Below are 17,245 nucleotides of genomic sequence, written 5' to 3'. Positions count from 1 at the left end.
CACGCGGAAAAGCGGGCACTGGCCGCGTGCCGGCAATTCTAAAGAGGGTCCAGACCATGACGCAAGGAATTTTTCAAATCATGAGAGCTAATCTCACCATGCGAAAAATTGCTGCAACGCACCGTCCGATAAGACTTTTTTGTTCAGATGTTTCTCCTCCTTTTCCTGCAACTGAGCACGCTTTACCGTCTTTTTACGCCATTTAACAATCAGGTGGTGCGTTACAATCGCTCCATGTTGACCGAACGGCTGATCAAACGCTCGGCGAGGTCCGCGCGCAAGCCGACCGACGCCTCGCCCTCCCGCTGGCACCACGGACCGTGGTGGTCGAACTCCTATTTACTCACGCCGCTCATTTCGATCCTGGTGTTTCTGATCGTGATGAGTCTGATTCTCTGGAGCCTGAACCGGCGCGAGCAACAGCAGCAGGAAGACACGCTTTATCGCAACGTCGCGTGGGCTCAGCAACAAATTCGCCTGTCGATGACCGGTGCGCAGGAGCAGATCCAGGCGCTCGCGCGCGACATCGCGACAGGGCACGGCGATCCGCAAACCTTCCAGACATCGTCCACCGACATCATGCAGGGGCATCCCGAGATCCTCTACATGAACTGGTACACGAGCGAGCATAAGCCGCGCTGGCCGAATACGCCGCTGCCCGTGCTCGGATCGCGCCTCGCCAAACCGAACGACACGCAGATGGACGAGGCCGTGCAGGCCGCCTTCGACGAAGCGCGCACCACCCGCCGCCAAGTCTACTCGCCGTTGCTGTACGACGATCTCGGCAACGGCTACATCACGCTGCAGACGCCGGTTTTCCGCGACCGCGAATTCCTCGGCTCGATCGCGGCCGTGTTTTCGATCGAAGGCATACTGAAGCACGACATTCCGAGCGAATTGTCGGCGAAATACAAGATTTCCATCACCGATCTGAACAACCGCGAGCTCGCGACCACATCGAGCCGCCCGCGCCTGCCGCGCGACATGTTCTACGACCTGCCGCTCGACCCGCCCGGACAAGGCCTGTCGGTGCGCGTGTACTCGTATCCGCAGCTCACGAACTTCACCAACAACACGCTCGTCTGGCTCGTCGCCGGTTTGTCGTGCTTCGTGCTGTGGAGTCTCTGGAGTCTGTGGAAGCACACGCGCCAGCGCTTCGAGGCGCAGCAGGCGCTCTACGCCGAGGCGTTCTTCCGTCGCGCGATGGAAAACTCCGTGCTGATCGGCATGCGCGTGCTCGACATGCACGGCCGCATCACGCACGTGAATCCGGCGTTCTGCCGGATGACGGGCTGGGACGAAAGCGATCTCGTCGGCAAGAACGCGCCGTTCCCGTACTGGCCGCGCGACGCGTATCCGGAGATGCAGCGCCAGCTCGACATGACGCTGCGCGGCAAAGCGCCCTCTTCCGGTTTCGAACTGCGTGTGCGCCGAAAAGACGGGTCATTTTTCCACGCGCGACTCTATGTCTCGCCGCTCATCGACAGTTCCGGCCGTCAGACGGGCTGGATGTCGTCGATGACGGACATCACCGAACCGAAACGCGCGCGTGAGGAACTCGCCGCCGCGCACGAGCGCTTCACCACCGTCCTCGAAAGTCTCGACGCCGCCGTCTCCGTGCTCGCCGCCGACGAAGCCGAACTGCTGTTCGCGAACCGCTATTACCGGCATCTGTTCGGCATTCGTCCGGACGGCCATCTAGAACTCGCGGGCGCGGCGTTCGACGGCGGTTCGCAGAGCTCGTCCGACACCATCGACATGGTCGACACCTACGCGGGCCTGCCCGCCACCGCCCTCACGGAAAGCTCGGCGGACGCGCAGGAGGTCTACGTCGAAGGCATTCAGAAGTGGTTCGAGGTGCGCCGCCAGTACATTCAGTGGGTCGACGGCCATCTCGCGCAGATGCAGATCGCCACCGACATCACGCAGAGGAAGCAGGCGCAGGAACTCGCGCATCAGCAGGAAGAAAAGCTCCAGTTCACGAGCCGCCTGATGACGATGGGCGAAATGGCGTCGTCGCTCGCGCACGAGCTGAATCAGCCGCTCGCCGCGATCAACAACTATTGCTCGGGCTGCGTCGCGCTCGTGAAATCCGGCCGCATGACGCAGGAAACGCTGCTTCCGGTGCTCGAAAAAACCGCGCAGCAGGCCGTGCGCGCGGGCATGATCATCAAGCGCATCCGCGAGTTCGTGAAGCGCAGCGAACCGAAGCGCCAGGCGGCGCGCGTCGCGGATATCGTCGCGGACGCGGTCGGTCTCGCCGAGATCGAGGCGCGCAAACGCAAGATCCGCATCGTCACCGAAATCCGTTCGCGGATGCCCGTCATTTACGTCGACCCGGTTTTGATCGAACAAGTGTTGGTCAACCTGTTGAAAAACGCGGCCGAGGCGATGCATGATGCGAAACCACACGCCGTCGATCCGGTGATACGCGTAGTCGTGCAGCGCATGGACGGCGGCTTCGTGTGCATCAGCGTGGTCGACCAGGGTCCGGGCGTGGACGAAGCAACCGCCGAGCGTCTCTTCGAGCCGTTCTACAGCACCAAGTCCGACGGCATGGGCATGGGGTTGAACATCTGCCGTTCGATCATCGAGTCGCATCGCGGGCGCCTTTGGGTGGTCAACAACGTCGAAGCGGACGGCCACGTGACCGGCGCGACTTTCCACTGCAGCCTGCCGATCGGCGAAGTGGAAGGCGGCTCGGGCACGGGCGGCACGGATGCGCAGGACGAACATACGAGACAACAAACAGTTACGGGAGAACTATGAGCACAGTCACCACTCAGGAAACCGTCTTCGTCGTCGACGATGACGAAGCCGTACGTGATTCCTTGCGCTGGCTGCTCGAAGCAAACGGCTATCGCGTTCAGTGTTTCTCCAGCGCGGAATCGTTCCTCGACGTCTACCTGCCGATCGCCCATTCCGGCGCGATTTCCTGCCTGATCCTCGACGTGCGCATGGCCGGCATGACGGGGCTCGAACTGCAGGAGAAGCTCATCGCCGAGAACTCGCTCTTGCCGATCATCTTCGTGACGGGGCACGGCGACGTCCCGATGGCCGTCTCGACCATGAAGAAGGGCGCGATGGACTTCATCGAGAAGCCGTTCGACGAAGCCGAACTGCGCAAGCTCGTCGAGCGCATGCTCGAAAAGGCGCGCAGCGAGAGCACCAGCGTGCAGCAGCAGCGCGCGGCCGCAGAGCGCTTGGGCAAGCTGACGGCGCGCGAGCATCAGGTGCTAGAACGCATCATCGCCGGGCGGCTGAACAAGCAGATCGCCGACGATCTCGGCATCAGCATCAAGACGGTCGAAGCGCATCGCGCGAACATCATGGAGAAGCTTTCCGTGAACACGGTGGCCGATCTGCTGCGTCTCGCGCTGTCGAACAAGCCGCAGCAATAAGCGCTTCGGCTCTCCCCTTCGCGGCCGGCATCGTCATGCCGGCCGCGCGTTTATCGGCGCGCTCGTGAGCGAATGCGCCCGAATCTCCTTCCCGCCAAAGTTCGTTGAACGCCGAACTGAAAAGTGATATTGGCTGAATCACGCCGGATCACTACCCGATTTCCTCGCTTCAATCCCGGCTACGCGCAACGATCTCGCAACGTCTCGCACGGGGGGATTCGATGTCGAAACGAATGGGTGTCATTGGTTCGCAAATCGGCACGGCAAGAGCGATCGCGTTCGCCGTCACGCTCGCCGCGATGCCGCTTTTCGCCGCGCATCCGCTCGACGCGCAAGCGCAGAACGCCGCGCCGGCCGGCCAGAAACTCACGAACCAGCAACTCGACGCGCTGACCGCGCCGGTCGCGCTCTATCCGGATGCGCTGCTCGCGCAAGTGCTGATGGCGTCGACGTATCCGTCGCAGATTACCGAAGCGGCCGACTGGTCGAAGGCGAATCCGAACGTCAAGGGCGACGACGCCGTGAAAGCCGTGCAGACGCAGCCGTGGGACCCGAGCGTGCAGTCGCTCGTCGCTTTCCCGCAGGCGCTCGCGACGATGGCCTCCAAGATCGACTGGGTGACGCAGCTCGGCAACGCGTTCATCGCGCAGCCGAGCGACGTGATGGACTCCGTTCAGCGTCTGCGGCGCGCGGCGCAAAGCGCGGGCAATCTGAAGACGAACGAGCAGCAGAAAGTCACGAGCGCGCCCGCGCCGGCGGGCAGTACGACCACCAGCACTACGGTGATCCAGATCGAGCCCGCCAATCCGCAAGTCGTCTACGTTCCGACCTACAACCCGACGGTCGTGTACGGGACGTGGCCATATCCCGCGTATCCGCCGGTCTATGTGCCGCCGCCGCCCGGATATGCGATCGGGTCGGCGTTCATGACCGGCATGGCGTTCGCAACAGGCGTCGCGGTCGTGAATTCGCTGTGGGGCAACTGCAACTGGGGTCACGGCGATGTCAACGTCAACGTGAATCGCTATAACAACATCAACACGGCCAACCGCATCAATGCGAACAGCAATAACGTGCGCTGGAACCGCAACGATCCGCAGTTCAACCGGACGAACGTCGCCGCGAACCGCCAGAACCTGAACAACGCCAATCTCGGCGCGAACGGCAACCAGTTCCGGGGCCGCGAGGATGCGCGCGCGCAAGCCGCGCAGACCTTGCAGCAGCGCACCGGCCAGAACCTCAACGAATCGGCGAGCCAGCGCGCGCAGAGCATCCGCGAGGGCGGCGGACCGAACGCGCGCACGACGAGCGATCTTCGTCAGCGCTCGCAGGACGTAAATCGCGACAACGCGCTGCGCGGCGCGGGCGATGGCAACGGCGCGCGCCAGGACATGCAGCGCGGACAGGCGAGCCGGCAGTCGTTCAATCAGTCGCATGAGCGCGCCGGCGCGGGTGGCGGCGGTGTTCAGCGTCAGGCGGGCGGCGGCGGTGGCGGTGGCGGTGGTTTGGGCGCGGGCGGAGGCGGCGTGCAACGTGGCGGCGGCGGATTTCAAGGCGGCGGCGGTGGCGGATTCCACGGCGGTGGCGGAGGCGGCGGCGGGTTCCATCGAGGCGGCGGCGGAGGCTTCCGCCGTTGATGATCGATTCCATCGTCAAACGCCGCGAATGCGGCGAACGCCAGATCCAGGAGCCCGACATGAAACCATTCGCCTCATCGAAGAAGCTCGTCCTGCGCGCGTTCGCGGTCGCGTCGCTCGTGCTCGGCGCGTCGCTCGCGCACGCGCAGGCCGTTTATCCGACGCCCGAAGCGGCGGCGCAAGCGTTCACCGACGCCATCGCCACCAACGACGAAGCCGCGCTCGCCAAAGTGCTCGGCAAGGACCATCGCCGATATGTGCCCGAAGGCAGCATCGGCCGGGAGGATATCTACGCGTACCTCGGCGCGTGGGCGCAGCAGCATCGCATCGTCGAGGATGCGCAAAGGGTCGACGGACATCCTTCCGCGCGCATCGAAGCGGGCACGGACGGCTGGACGCTGCCGATTCCGCTCGTCAAGGTCGCGAACGGCTGGCGCTTCGACATGCGCGCCGCGCGCGACGAGCTGCTGACGAGGCGCATCGGGCGCAACGAGCGATCGGCGATGCAGGTCGCGCTCGCGGTCGTCGCCGCGCAGGGCGACTATCGCAAGACGGCGGGGCGCTACGCCGACCGCTTCGTGAGCACGCCCGGCAAGCACGACGGCCTTTACTGGGACACGGCGCCGGGCGAGCCGGAAAGCCCGCTCGGTCCGCTCGCCGAGACGATGCCGAACAAGCCGACCGACAAGGACGGCTACTACGGCTATCACTACCGCATTCTGACGTCGCAAGGCTCGAACGCACCGGGCGGCGCGAAGAACTATCTTCAGGACGGACGGCTGACGCAGGGTTTCGGCGTCATCGCGACACCCGCGCGCTACGGCCAGACGGGCGTGATGACGTTCATGGTCAATCAGGACGGACAGATCTACGAGAAGGATCTGGGCCCGGATTCCGCAAGCAAGGCGGCGGCGATCAAGTCGTTCAACCCGGATTCGTCGTGGAAGGTGGTGACGCCCTGAGCGGGCGCGGGGTGGCGCGCGGCTCAGGGCGAGAGGACTATTGTTTCGTCAACTGGCCGTAGGCATAACGAAGTTCGTTCAGGTTATGCACGTTGTACAGAACCGTTCGGCGATAACCATTGCTGCCGGTGATCGGCACGAACAGAATGGCCGCGTTGCCGGTATAGGTCGTGCCGGCGGGCACCGAGCAGGAAGTGGCGGGCGCCACGCTCATCGTCACGGCGTACATGTTGCGATTGCTGCCGGGCGTCGCCAGCAACATTTTTCCGCTGACGTCGCAACCGCTTAGCTTGCCTGTGAAAGAGCCGTCGTCGGCGATCGTCAGCGACGTCGACGATTGCGTCCAGGTGCCCGCGACGCTCTGCTGCGTGACACTCAATGCGTTCGCTGCATCGTAGTTCGACGAGAACTCCGTGGTCGCTCCATTCGCGACGTAGCTCCCGCTGAAAGTGTTTCGCGGCGAGTAGGTTCCGCTTCCCGAGCTCGTCGGATACGCGAACAGCATGTTGTTGAAAGACAGACCGGACGTCAGCGTCCAGGCCTGCGGCGAGTATGAGATGACGCCATAGAGTGCGCTGGTCACGATCGACCCAATCGCATTGAGCGACGAGATATTGCCGTCCGGATCGACTAGCGCGATGGTGCGGTTCGTCAGCGAATTCGTCGTCCAGATTCCTTCGGCGTTCGTTCCTGTTTGCGCCGTCGATCCTGCTTGCGGATTCGCGAGGCTCGGCAGTGCTTCCCCCACCGTTGCCGGCGAAGACGCCGCAGCAGGCGCGCTGGCGCTGGTCGGCAAATCTGTCGAAGGGACCGTCGACGACGCCGCGCTGGCCGGTGCGGCCGCGGCGGGCGCGCTGGCGGGCTGACGGTTCTCATCCGCGCCGCCGGAGCCTCCGCCACCGCACGCGGAAAGCAAAACGACACTGCTAAACGTCAATGATATGACTGCACATTTTCCGAAAGACATTCTTGATTTTCTCCTGCAAGCATCGGTAAATAACGCGGCAGGGAGTATCCCGGAAGAACGGTGGTTTACTGGTAAGCGGCAAGTAATTTGACAAGCGCTGGGCGAAGACTCATCAGCACGCAGCGGATCCGAGATTCTGGTTTCACGTCGGTGACCCGCCGAGACTCCCGAGCGCGCCCGGCGGTATAATTTCGCCCTTCCCAAGGGCGCATTTGCCGCACAGCGGCCAAGCAAGCGCCCAGCACCTTGCGCGAGCGCCGCGCACCGTCGCCGATCAGAGCGGCGGGCACGGCGTCGGCTTCACGCCCTCGCGCGCCCTCGCCCATCCTCGATCCGATTCGCCATGACCGCCCAACTCATCGACGGCAACGCCCTATCCAAGACCCTTCGCGCCGATGTCGCCCGGCGCGCCGCCGCCCTCTCCGCCCGTGGACATAAGCCGGGCCTGGCCGTCGTGCTCGTCGGCGACAACCCGGCGAGCGAAGTCTACGTGCGCAACAAGGTGAAGGCCTGCCAGGACAACGGCCTGCACTCGGTGATGGACCGTTTCCCCGCGACGCTCGCCGAACACGAACTGCTCGCGCACATCGAAAAGCTCAACGCCGATGCGTCGATCCACGGCATCCTCGTGCAACTGCCGCTGCCCGCCCACATCGACAGCCACAAGGTCATCGAGGCGATCGCGCCGGAAAAGGACGTCGACGGTTTTCACGTCGCCAATGCCGGCGCGCTTCTGACCGGCAAGCCGCTCTTTCGCCCGTGCACGCCCTACGGCGTGATGAAGATGTTCGAAGCGCACGGCATCGACCTGAAAGGCGCGAACGCCGTCGTGATCGGGCGCTCGAACATCGTCGGCAAGCCGATGGCGCTGCTCCTGCTCGAAGCGGGCGCGACCGTCACGATCTGCCACAGCAAGACGCGCGACCTCGCCAAACATACGCGCGACGCCGATGTGATCGTCGCCGCGGTCGGCCGCCGCGACATCCTCACCGCCGACATGGTGAAGCCGGGCGCGACGGTCATCGACGTCGGCATGAACCGCAACGACGAAGGCAAGCTGTGCGGCGACGTCGATTTCGCGGGCGTGAAGGAAGTGGCGGGCTATATCACGCCGGTGCCCGGCGGCGTCGGCCCGATGACCATCACGATGCTGCTCGTCAACACGATCGAAGCGGCCGAGCGCGCGGCGCAGGCTTGAGCGGCGCGGGGCGGCCGCGGGTTGTAGGGGAATGCCGGGCATTGCCTTAATCGGCCCCTTAAAAACAAACGATTGGAATTTGCCGCGCCCGCCCCAATAATCTCCGAACGAGCCGGCGCGGGGCGCGACACCCGTGCGGCGTCATCCAACATCAGCACGGGAGAGCCATGAGCGATACCACGTCAGCCATCACGTCCGAAGCGGCAGCGGCCAATCCGCTGCTCGACTTCTCCGATCTTCCGCGTTTCGGCGAGATTCAGCCGGCGCACGTCACGCCCGCGCTCGATGTGCTCCTTGCCAATGCCAAGGCCGCCGTCGACCGTGCAAGCGCGCCCGAGACGCCTGCGACGTGGAAAGACGTCGTCGAGGCCGTCGAGCAGGAATCGGAAAAATTGTCGCGCGCGTGGGGCATCGTCGGCCATCTGAACGCCGTCGCCGATACGCCCGAACTGCGCGCCGCCCACGCTGAAAACCTGCCGCGCGTGACCGAATTCTCGGCGAGCGTCGGACAGAATCTCGCGCTCTACGAAAAGTACAAGGCGATCGCCGCCGGTACCGAATTCGCGGGCTTGTCGGCCGAGCGCAAAAAAATCCTCGAAAACTCGCTGCGCGATTTCCGTCTCTCGGGCGCCGAATTACCCGAAGACCGCAAGCCGCGTTTCGCGCAGTTGCAGGAAGAACAGGCGGCGCTGTCGAAGGCGTTTTCGGATCACGTCCTCGATTCGACCAACGCCTATGCGTACATCGTCACGCAGAAGAGCGATCTCGCCGGTCTGCCCGACGACGTGATCGAAGCCGCCCACGAAGCCGCGCAACGCGACGGCAAGGACGGCTGGAAGTTCACGCTGCATTTCCCGTCGTATTTCCCGGTGCTGCAGTATTCGGAGCATCGTCCGATGCGCGAGGCGATGTATCGCGCGTACGTCACGCGCGCGTCCGAACTCGGCGCGACCTATGGCAACGGCAAGGCCGAATGGGACAACACGGCGAACGTCGTCGAGCATCTGAAGCTGCGCGAGGAAGAAGCGAAGACGCTCGGTTATCAGAACTTCGCGGAAGTGTCGCTCGCGCCGAAGATGGCGGAATCGCCCGCGCAGGTCATCGCGTTCCTCGAAGACTTGGCGAAGCGCGCCCGCCCCTACGCCGAAAACGACTGGATGGAACTGCGCGCGTTCGCCGCGACCGAGCTCGGCATGCCCGAGTTGCAGCCGTGGGACATCGCGTACGCGGCGGAGAAGCTGCGTCAGAAGCGCTATTCGTTCTCGGAAAACGAAGTGAAGCAGTACTTCCCTCAAGAAGCCGTGTTGAAGGGCCTCTTCAAGGTGACGGAGACGCTCTTCAACGTGTCGATCCGCCGCGACGAAGCCGCCGTGTGGAATCCGGACGTGCGCTTTTTCCGCGTCGAGAACAAGGACGGCACGCTCGTCGCGCAGTTCTATCTCGACCTCTACGCGCGCGAAGGCAAGCGCGGCGGCGCATGGATGGACGACGCGCGCTCGCGTCACAAGCGCGGCGAAGGCGGCGTGCAGACGCCGGTTGCTTATCTCACCTGCAACTTTTCGGCGCCGGTGGGCGGCAAACCCGCATGCTTCACGCACGATGAAGTCATCACGCTGTTCCACGAATTCGGGCATGGACTGCATCACATGCTGACGCGCATCGACGAACTGGGCGTGTCGGGCATCAACGGCGTGGAGTGGGATGCGGTCGAACTGCCGTCGCAGTTCATGGAGAATTTCTGCTGGGAATGGGACGTGTTGACCGACATGTCCGCGCACGTCGAAACCGGCGCGCCGCTGCCGCGCGAACTGTTCGACAAGATGCTCGCCGCGAAGAACTTCCAGAGCGGTTTGGGCACGCTGCGCCAGATCGTCTTTTCGATGTTCGATATGGTGCTGCACACGTCCTACGATCCGGCCAACGCGACGCAGAACGTCAACGATCTCGCACGCGCGATCAACGAGAAGTTCCATGTGATCCCGCAGGCGCCCTTCTCGCGCTGGCCGAATACGTTCAGCCATATTTTCGCGGGCGGGTATGCGGCGGGGTATTACAGCTATAAGTGGGCGGAAGTTTTATCCGCCGATGCGTACGCCGCGTTCGAGGAAGCCGCGAAGGCCGGAAGCGGTTCGGTGCTCGATGCGACCACGGGTACGCGTTATCGTCGCGAGATTCTGGAAGTCGGCGGCAGCCGTCCGGCGATGGAATCGTTCAAGGCGTTCCGTGGGCGCGAGCCGGATATCGACGCGTTGTTGAGGCATAACGGGATGTCGGGCGCGACGGTGCATTGACGCCTCCTGCCGATTGATGCGAAAACCCGGTCCGCGAGGACCGGGTTTTTTTTATCGCCTCTCAATCCTGAAATTCACCTCCCCCGGCCTTCCTTCCAGCGCCAGCGTCGCACGCACGGCCGGACTCCGGCTCACCACCTTCCCGCGCCTGACAACAACCGTTCGCGCCGCCCGCAGCCGAATAGCTTCGACAGGATCGCGCGCATCCAGCACCACGCAATCCGCGTTGCAGCCCACTTCGATGCCATACCCTTCGAGCCCGAGAATCCGCGCAGGATTTTTCGTGACCGCATCGAAGCACGCGCGCATCGCGTCGACGCCCGTCATCTGCGCGACGTGCAAGCCCATGTGCGCGACGTCGAGCATGTCGCCCGAACCCAAGCTGTACCACGGATCCATCACGCAGTCGTGCCCGAACGCGACCGTGATGCCCGCCGCCATCAGTTCCGGCACGCGCGTCATGCCGCGCCGCTTCGGGTAAGTATCGGAGCGCCCCTGCAACGTGATGTTGATGAGAGGATTCGCGATTGCATTCACGCCCGCCTCGCGCATTAGCGGAATAAGCTTGCTGACGTAGTAGTTGTCCATCGAATGCATCGACGTGAGATGCGAGCCGGTGACGCGTCCATGCAAGCCGAGCCGATGCGTCTCCGCAGCGAGCGTTTCGATGTGGCGCGACATCGGATCGTCGGACTCGTCGCAGTGCATGTCCACGCGCAAGCCCTGCTCCGCCGCGTATTCGCACAGCAGTTTCACCGATGCCGCGCCGTCCGCCATCGTGCGCTCGAAGTGCGGAATGCCGCCGACGACATCGACGCCCATCGCGATCGCGCGCTTCAGATTGTCGAACGCGCCCGGGCTGCGCAACACGCCGTCCTGCGGAAACGCGACAAGTTGCAGATCGAGATACGGCTTCACGCGCCGTTTCACTTCGACGAGCGCTTCGACGGCCAGAAGCCGCGGATCGCACACATCGACATGAGAACGGATCGCGAGCAATCCGCGCGCGACGGCCCAGTCGCAGTACTGCAGCGCGCGCTCGACGAGCGCTTCCTGCGTGAGATCCGGCTTCAATTCACCCCATAGCGCGATGCCTTCGAGCAGCGTGCCGGACGCATTCACGCGCGGCAGGCCGTAGGAAAGCGTCGCGTCCATATGGAAGTGCGCGTCGACGAAAGGCGCGGTGACGAGCGAGCCGTTCGCATCGATTTCCTCGCGCGCGGTGGCCGCAAGATGCCGCTCGATCGCGGCGATGCGCCCCGCCTCCATGCCGATGTCGACGAGTTCGCGCGAGTGAGCGAGCGCCGCGCGGCGAATGATCAAATCCATGTGCGAAACCTCCGTGCCGGGCTGTTCGTCCGATTGTATCGGGACATAAAAGCCGTGCGGAGGCGCGATTCAACCCGTCAATCGATGACGGCCGACGATCGCGAAACTGAGCGGCAGCGAACCGCGCGGCATCGTGCGTTCCGTCGTGCGCTCCGTCTCGTGCGCAAGCGGATGCGCGTCGAATACGCCGAGGCGATTGCCGCTGTGCGAACCGCGCCGCGCCGCACTCGGCATGCGATGACGCACGCGCGCGCCGCCGGGAAAACATATCGCGTAGCTGTCGAAGCGCCCGCCGTCTTCGGTGCGCTCGATCCAGCCGACGCCCGCCGCGACGCCGCTTTCATCGACGGCGGCGGCGATCGCGTGAATCGACGGATCGTCGAACGGATCGGCGCGCGAATCGTCGATACCCGAAGGGGAAAACAGCGCGAGCCACACGCCTTGGCGCGCGGCATAGGCGAGCTTTGCGGCGATGAATCGACAGTCGAGCGCGGCATCGCCCTTCCGCGATTCGAGCGCGATGACGGCGACACGAAACGATGCGGCATCCAAGTGGAACTCCCGATGTGACGAGTGAGTATCCTCATTGAAGCGCTCGGCAATCGATAAGTAAAATGAATGTTTCGACGTGTTCGATCGCCAAATGGAATTAAAACTCCTGCGCTCCTTTCTCACCATCGCCGAATTGCGTCATTTCGGCCGTGCCGCCGAAGCGCTGCACTTGAGCCAGCCTGCGCTCAGCAAGCAGATTGCGTCGCTCGAAGAAAGCCTCGGCGCGCGCCTCTTCGAACGCGGACGCCACGGCGCGGATCTGACGACGTTCGGCGCGGGCTTCATCGGCGATGCGCAAGCGCTCGTGCGCGACGCCGACGCCGTGCTGGCCCGCGCACGCGAAGCCGCGAGCGGCGCGCGCGGATTTCTGCGCGTCGGCTTGTGCCTGTCGACGCTCACGCATGTGCCGAAGCTGATCGCCGAATTCGGCGCGCTGAATCCGGACGTGAGCATCACGCTGCACGATCTCTCGTCGCACGAACAGACGCGCCGCATCCTCGCGAACAAGCTCGATGTCGGATTCATGCGGATGCCCGCGAGCGCCGGGCTTTCCGGCTTCACCGTGCTCGATGAAACGCTCGCGCTCGCCGTGCCCGAGCACACGCGCTACAAGCGTCTGCCCGCGAATCTGAACGAACTGAACGAACCGGGATTCATCGCGCTGTCGCGTGGGCGCGGGCCGGGGCTTGCTGCGCAGATCGATCGCTGGTGCGCGAAGCACGATTTCGCGCCGCGCGTGATTCAGGAAGCGGACGATATCCAGTCCGTGCTCGCATCGGTGGCGGGCGGCGTGGGCGCGGCGTTCCTGCCATCGCGCGCGCAGTACTTGCTGCGCGATGCGCGCGTGCTGACATTGCGCGATCGAGCGGCGCGCTGGCGCGTCGGACTTGCATGGCAAGACGAACGCGACGACACCGTCACGCGCCGCTTCGTCGCGTTCATGAAGGCGCGCGTGAAAGCGCTGAAGGCGCGCGCTACGCTCGACGCGTGAGCTTAGCGAGCAGCATCGCTTTGACGTCGGGCCATTCGTCGTCGATGATCGAAAAGCGCACCGAATTGCGCTTGCGGCCATCGGGCATGATGCGCTCGTGCCGCACGATGCCTTCCTGTTTCGCGCCGACGCCGAGTATCGCCGCGCGCGATTTCGCATTGAGCTCGTCGGTGGTGAACTGCACGCGCACGCAACGCATTGCTTCGAACGCGTGCGCGAGCAGCAGAAACTTCGCTTCCGTGTTGATGCCCGTGCGCTGCGTCGATGCCGCGAGCCACGTATGTCCGATTTCGAGCTTGCGGTTCACGCGGTCGATCTTCCAGTAACGCGTGCTGCCGACGACGCGCGCATCGCTGGCGCGCACGATCACGAACGGCATCACGGTGCCGGCATCGCGGCCCGCGAGTGCGGTGTCGATATAACGATCGATGGTGTCTTCGTTCGGCACGACCGTCACGCTCAGATTCCAGAGTTCGCCGTCGGCGGCTGCATCGAGCAAGGCGGCGCGATCCTCGCGTTGCAGCGGACGAAGCTGCACGCGCTCGCCGTTCAAAGTCGGTTGGCTCATCGTTGGTTTTCAGTTTGCTCGTGAGCCGACATCATAATTCGCCGCGTCAGACATCGTCCGTTCCCGGCGCGGCCGCCTTCGAGTCGACATCCTCGTCGGGCGGCAATTCTTCGGGCGGCGCATCGTTGGCCGGCAGCGTGAACCAGAATCGTGCGCCCAGAATGCGCCCGTTCGCGTCCGCGCGATTCTCGACGCCGATGTGCCCGCCATGCGCCTCGACGATCGCGCGGCAGATGGCGAGACCGAGCCCGATGCCCGGTTGCGCCGATTCCTTCTCGCCGCGCGTGAACTTGTCGAAGAGACGGTTCTGCATGCCGGCCGGCACGCCCGGCCCTTCATCGTCGATGCACACGCGCACGAAGCGCGCATCGCCGTCGTGCGCGAGCGCGGCGCCGATGCGGATCGGCGTCGCGGGCGGCGTGTACTTCGCGGCGTTTTCCAGCAGGTTGGCGAAGAGACGCTCCATCAGCACGGCGTCGAGTTGCAGCAACGGCAAGTTCGCCGGCACGCGCGTCTGTACGGGACGCCCGGCGAGCACGCGGCGCGAACTCGCGAGCGCGGCGCCCACGGTTTCTTCGAGCATCGACCATTGACGATTCAGCCGGATCGCGCCCGCCTGCAGACGCGCCATGTCGAGCAGATTGATCACGAGGCCGCTCATGCGCAGCGCTTCTTCGTGGATCGCGTGCACGAGTTCCTGCGATGCCTCGCTCTGGCCGCCTGCTTCCCGCGCCTCTTCCTCCAGCACCGAAGCGAAGCCGACGATCGACGTGAGCGGCGTGCGCAGATCGTGCGATATCGCGGATAAAAGCGAGTTGCGCAGGCGCTCCGATTCCATGTTGACGAGCGCGTCCTGCGCGATTTCGACGTAATGCACGCGTTCCAGCGCAAGCGCGATCTGCGACGCGAACGTTTCGATCATGCGGCGCTGCTCGGGCACCGCGAGTTCGGCTTCGCGCCCGGTCACGAGCGCAAGCACGCCGCGCGTGCGCATCGGCGCCTTGAGCGGGAGATAAAGCGCCTGGCTCGCGGGCAAGGTCTCGGTGCCGCGTCCGGCCGGTTTCTGCTGGTCATAGACCCATTGCGCGATGTCGAGATCGAGACGCGCGGCATCGAGCGTCACATCGGGATTCGGTTCGTCCACTTTCTGCCGCACTTTCTCGGCGGCGTCGGGCAGGAGCATCGCGACCTTCGCCTGAAACACTTCCGCGACGTGGCGCGTGCCGATCTCGATGATCTGCTCGGTCATCAACGCGGCGCCGAGTTCCTTGGTCATCGCGTACATCGCGCCCGTGCGCCGCTCGCGTTGCGATGCGATGCGCGCCTCGCGCCGCAGGCTCGACGTCAGATGACTGATCGTGAGCGAGGTCAGCAGCATGACGAGGAACGTGAGCAGATACTGCGTGTCCGTCACGGAGAAAGACAGCTCGGGCGGCACGAAGAAGAAGTCGAACGCGGCGACCGACAGAAACGACAGCATCACGCCGGGACCGCGCCCGAGCCGCACGGCCGCGAAGATCACGCCGAGCAGATACAGCATCACGAGATTCGTGATTGCGAACTGACGGGCGGCGAGCATGTCGGCGACGAGCGTGATGCCCCCGCCGATCGCGAGCGCATGAAGATAGGCGCGCGGTGGCGAGTGCGCGCCGTCGCGCCAAGTGCCGAACGCTTGCGTGATCGTGCGGCGTGGCTCGTCGCGTGTGCCGGTCGACACGAGCGTCACGTCGATATCGGATCCTTGCCGGATGATGCGCTCGCTCACCGGCCGAGCGATGAGACGCCGCCATCCCGCGCTCGCCGACGCGCCCGCCACGAGCTTCGACACGTTGCGCATGTGCGCGTAGTCGATGAGCGTCGCGGCGGCATCGGCGCCATCGAGCGTGACGGTTTCCGCGCCGAGTTCGGAGGCGAGCTTGAGCGCGTCGAGCGTGCGGCGGCGCTGATCGTCGGAGAGGCGCTGCAGCTTCGGCGTCTCGACGTACACCGCGAGCCAGTCGGCCTTGAGCGCCGTGGCGAGCCGCGCGGCCGCGCGCACGAGCGTCGCGCTTTCCGGTCCCGGGCCGATGCACGCGATGAGCCGTTCGCGCGCGCGCCAGATGCGTTCGATCGACTGATCGGCGCGGTATTCGCGCATTTGCGCGTCGACGCGATCGGCCGTGCGGCGCAAGGCGAGTTCGCGCAGCGCGATCAGATTGCCCTTGCGAAAAAAGTTGCGCACGGCGTGCTCGGCCTGCGCCGGCAGGTAGACCTTGCCTTCGCGCAGACGGTCGAGCAGTTCTTCGGGCGGCAGGTCGACGAGCGTGACTTCATCGGCGAGGTCGAAGATGCGATCGGGCACGGTCTCCCAGACGCGAATGCCGGTGATGCGCCCGACGATGTCGTTGAGGCTTTCGAGGTGCTGGACGTTGACGGTCGTATAGACGTCGATGCCCGCGTCGAGCAGTTCTTGCACGTCTTGCCAGCGCTTCATGTGGCGAGAGCCGTGCACGTTCGAGTGCGCGAGTTCGTCGACGAGGATGAGGTGCGGTTTTCGGGCGAGCGCGGCGTCGAGGTCGAATTCGGCGAGCAGACGGCCGCGGTGTTCGATGCGCGCGGGCGGGAGCGTTTCGAGGCCTTCGACCAGTGCAAGGGTTTCCTTGCGGCCATGCGTTTCGACCAGGCCGACGACTACTTCCACGCCTTCATCGCGGCGGCGGCGTGCGGCCTGCAACATCGCGAAGGTCTTGCCTACGCCCGCCGATGCGCCGAAGAAAATCTTCAGTCTGCCGCGCTCGCGTTTTTCTTCCTCGCGGTGGAGTTTGTCGAGGAGTTCTTCTGGGGTTGGGCGGGGCATGGTATTTTTTGGGGTTCTTGCTGGCGCTTGTTGTGGTGGTTCGCTTGCGATTTCGCTGGATCCCGTTTTCGTGTCGGTCTGTTAGCACTGCCCCTGTGCGGGGCGGCACTCACTTTCTTTGCTGCTGCAAAGAAAGTAAGCAAAGAAAGCAGCTCCCGATACGCCCGCGGTCACACGCAATTTGGGTAGTCCTCTCGTCCATCGTGGGCTGCCTAAAGAGTGCCCTCAAACACCTAATCGGGCTTGGCTCGCGCACGGTCTGCCACATCGCACCACACAACAAACTGGTTCAGCACCAAATAGCTCCAGCCCGCTTCGCGGCCGACCGGTCAATCGGGTCTGCGCGTGCTTCTCTACTAACGTCTCCATCTCTCCGCAAGTGCCGCACGTTGGTTTCCCTTGCATACCCGGCGGCAGCGCGTAGCGCTGTGCCGAAGCTCTTTCGTGCTGAACCAGTGTCCTTGGAAAACTAGCTCGTCAGACCGTGCGCGATCCAAGCCCCGTTATTGTGAT

The 17,245-nt window shown here is 64.2% G+C and carries 13 protein-coding genes; 8 read left to right on the top strand and 5 right to left on the bottom strand.

Going from position 1 to position 17,245, the window contains the following annotated elements; translation table 11 throughout:
• Window positions 1-234 precede the first annotated feature (234 nt).
• The 4 genes from fixL to LDZ23_RS04690 all read left to right on the top strand — a co-directional run bounded on the left by fixL (window position 235) and on the right by LDZ23_RS04690 (window position 6,000).
• The gene (fixL, locus tag LDZ23_RS04705; RefSeq protein ID WP_034472179.1) at window positions 235-2,769 is read left to right on the top strand and encodes an oxygen sensor histidine kinase FixL; all 2,535 of its coding nucleotides are present in this window, start codon (window positions 235-237) and stop codon (window positions 2,767-2,769) included.
• Complete coding sequence (gene fixJ, locus LDZ23_RS04700; RefSeq protein ID WP_008350478.1) at window positions 2,766-3,401, top strand: oxygen response regulator transcription factor FixJ; 636 nt, start codon at window positions 2,766-2,768, stop codon at window positions 3,399-3,401. The genes fixL and fixJ overlap by 4 nt, the downstream gene beginning before the upstream one ends.
• A gap of 233 nt (window positions 3,402-3,634) precedes the next feature.
• A complete protein-coding gene (locus tag LDZ23_RS04695; protein WP_250456458.1) occupies window positions 3,635-5,038 on the top strand; it encodes a DUF3300 domain-containing protein in 1,404 nt (467 codons plus the stop codon).
• A 59-nt stretch (window positions 5,039-5,097) separates the two neighbouring features.
• Window positions 5,098-6,000: a DUF2950 domain-containing protein gene (locus LDZ23_RS04690; protein ID WP_244807883.1), complete on the top strand. Its 903-nt coding sequence runs from the start codon at window positions 5,098-5,100 to the stop codon at window positions 5,998-6,000.
• Between the two features lie 37 nt (window positions 6,001-6,037).
• On the opposite strand, the gene LDZ23_RS04685 is transcribed toward LDZ23_RS04690, so the two are convergent.
• Entirely contained in the window at window positions 6,038-6,583 is a 546-nt protein-coding gene (locus LDZ23_RS04685) for a hypothetical protein (RefSeq protein ID WP_239294958.1), read from the bottom strand.
• Window positions 6,584-6,638: 55 nt separating this feature from the next.
• Here LDZ23_RS04685 and LDZ23_RS04680 point away from each other — a divergent pair, with 55 nt between their 5' ends.
• From LDZ23_RS04680 to LDZ23_RS04670, 3 genes are all read left to right on the top strand, one after another.
• A complete protein-coding gene (locus LDZ23_RS04680) occupies window positions 6,639-6,866 on the top strand; it encodes a hypothetical protein (protein ID WP_235366345.1) in 228 nt (75 codons plus the stop codon).
• A gap of 444 nt (window positions 6,867-7,310) precedes the next feature.
• The gene (gene folD / locus LDZ23_RS04675) at window positions 7,311-8,165 is read left to right on the top strand and encodes a bifunctional methylenetetrahydrofolate dehydrogenase/methenyltetrahydrofolate cyclohydrolase FolD (RefSeq protein ID WP_034474083.1); all 855 of its coding nucleotides are present in this window, start codon (window positions 7,311-7,313) and stop codon (window positions 8,163-8,165) included.
• Between the two features lie 167 nt (window positions 8,166-8,332).
• Window positions 8,333-10,456 carry a M3 family metallopeptidase gene (locus tag LDZ23_RS04670; RefSeq protein WP_008350487.1) on the top strand — a complete coding sequence of 708 codons (2,124 nt, stop codon included), beginning with the start codon at window positions 8,333-8,335 and terminating at the stop codon, window positions 10,454-10,456.
• Window positions 10,457-10,507: 51 nt separating this feature from the next.
• Here LDZ23_RS04670 and LDZ23_RS04665 read toward each other — a convergent pair whose 3' ends face one another.
• A complete protein-coding gene (locus tag LDZ23_RS04665) occupies window positions 10,508-11,785 on the bottom strand; it encodes an amidohydrolase family protein (protein ID WP_244807882.1) in 1,278 nt (425 codons plus the stop codon).
• Window positions 11,786-11,854: 69 nt separating this feature from the next.
• On the bottom strand, window positions 11,855-12,337 hold the full coding sequence (locus LDZ23_RS04660) for a carbon-nitrogen hydrolase family protein (RefSeq protein WP_244807881.1): 483 nt from the start codon (window positions 12,335-12,337) through the stop codon (window positions 11,855-11,857).
• Window positions 12,338-12,428: 91 nt separating this feature from the next.
• Between LDZ23_RS04660 and LDZ23_RS04655 the strand changes: the two genes are divergently transcribed.
• Entirely contained in the window at window positions 12,429-13,328 is a 900-nt protein-coding gene (locus LDZ23_RS04655; protein WP_175979921.1) for a LysR family transcriptional regulator, read from the top strand.
• Here LDZ23_RS04655 and LDZ23_RS04650 read toward each other — a convergent pair.
• Together LDZ23_RS04650 and LDZ23_RS04645 are read right to left on the bottom strand one after the other, a co-directional pair.
• The gene (locus tag LDZ23_RS04650; protein WP_008350495.1) at window positions 13,312-13,896 is read right to left on the bottom strand and encodes a GNAT family N-acetyltransferase; all 585 of its coding nucleotides are present in this window, start codon (window positions 13,894-13,896) and stop codon (window positions 13,312-13,314) included. The genes LDZ23_RS04655 and LDZ23_RS04650 overlap by 17 nt on opposite strands.
• A gap of 46 nt (window positions 13,897-13,942) precedes the next feature.
• Window positions 13,943-16,732, bottom strand: coding sequence for a DUF4118 domain-containing protein (locus LDZ23_RS04645; RefSeq protein WP_244807880.1), 2,790 nt, complete (start codon window positions 16,730-16,732; stop codon window positions 13,943-13,945).
• Window positions 16,733-17,245: the final 513 nt, after the last annotated feature.

Source organism: Caballeronia zhejiangensis, assembly GCF_022879815.1.
GTDB lineage: Bacteria > Pseudomonadota > Gammaproteobacteria > Burkholderiales > Burkholderiaceae > Caballeronia > Caballeronia zhejiangensis.
Note: the sequence above shows the minus strand (reverse complement) of the source record. Positions and strands in the feature narration are given on the sequence as shown.